At 62.8% G+C, this 1,274-nt stretch carries 1 protein-coding gene; it reads right to left on the reverse strand.

The window, feature by feature from the left end; genetic code table 11:
• Position 1 precedes the first annotated feature (1 nt).
• Positions 2-1,274 (reverse strand): serine hydroxymethyltransferase (gene glyA, locus E1297_RS01725; RefSeq protein WP_305793806.1); only part of this gene is annotated, 1,273 nt, incomplete at its 5' end.

Consider the following 1,274-nt stretch of genomic DNA (forward strand, 5'->3'; position numbering starts at 1 on the left):
CTTACAGGTTTGGATATATAGGGAAGCGTTTGCAGAGTTCTGCGACCTCGGCCTTGACCTTGGCTTCGACCGCGCCGTTGCCGTCTTCGCCATTGGCGGCCAGGCCGTCGACAACCTCGATGATCCAGTCCGCGATCTGGCGGAACTCGATCTCGCCAAAGCCGCGGGTGGTGCCGGCGGGGCTGCCCAGACGGATGCCCGACGTGATGGTCGGTTTTTCCGGGTCAAACGGCACGCCGTTCTTGTTGCAGGTGATGTGCGCGCGGCCCAGCGCCTTCTCGGTCGCGTTGCCCTTGACGCCTTTGGGGCGCAGGTCGACCAGCACGACGTGGGTGTCGGTGCCGTGAGTTACCGTGTCCAGACCGCCCTTGATCAGCTGATCCGACAGCGCCTGGGCATTGACGACTACCTGCTTGATGTAGTCCTTGAAGGCAGGCTGCAGCGCCTCGCCGAACGCCACGGCCTTGGCCGCGATCACGTGCATCAGCGGGCCGCCCTGAATGCCGGGGAAGATCGCCGAGTTCACTTTCTTAGCGATATCTTCATCATTGGTCAGGATCATGCCGCCACGCGGGCCGCGCAGGGTCTTGTGCGTGGTGGTCGTGGCCACATGCGCATGCGGGAAGGGGCTAGGATGCTCGCCTGCGGCGACCAGACCGGCAAAGTGCGCCATGTCCACGTGCAGGTAGGCACCGACCATGTCGGCGATCTCGCGCATGCGGGCAAAGTCGATCTGGCGCGGGATGGCTGAACCGCCGGCGATGATCAGCTTGGGCTGGTGCTCTTTCGCCAGCGCCTCGACCTGATCATAGTCCAGCATGTTGTCTTCCTTGCGGACGCCGTACTGCACCGCGTGGAACCACTTGCCCGACTGGTTCGGACGGGCGCCGTGGGTCAGGTGACCACCAGCGTCCAGCGACATGCCCAGAATGGTGTCGCCGGGTTTGATCAGCGCCTGGAACACGCCCTGGTTGGCCTGAGAGCCCGAGTTCGGCTGCACGTTGGCAAAGCCGCAGCCAAACAGCTCTTTGGCGCGGTCGATGGCCAGGTTTTCGGCGATATCAACGAACTGGCAGCCGCCATAGTAACGGCGACCGGGATAGCCTTCGGCGTATTTGTTGGTCATCACCGAGCCCTGCGCCTCCATCACGGCGGCAGAGACGATGTTTTCGGACGCAATCAACTCGATCTCGTCGCGCTGACGGCCCAGCTCGGACGTGATCGAGCCAAAAAGCTCAGGATCACGGTCAGACAAGGACTGGGTGAAAAATCCG

Source organism: Roseibium sp. RKSG952 (assembly GCF_009711355.1).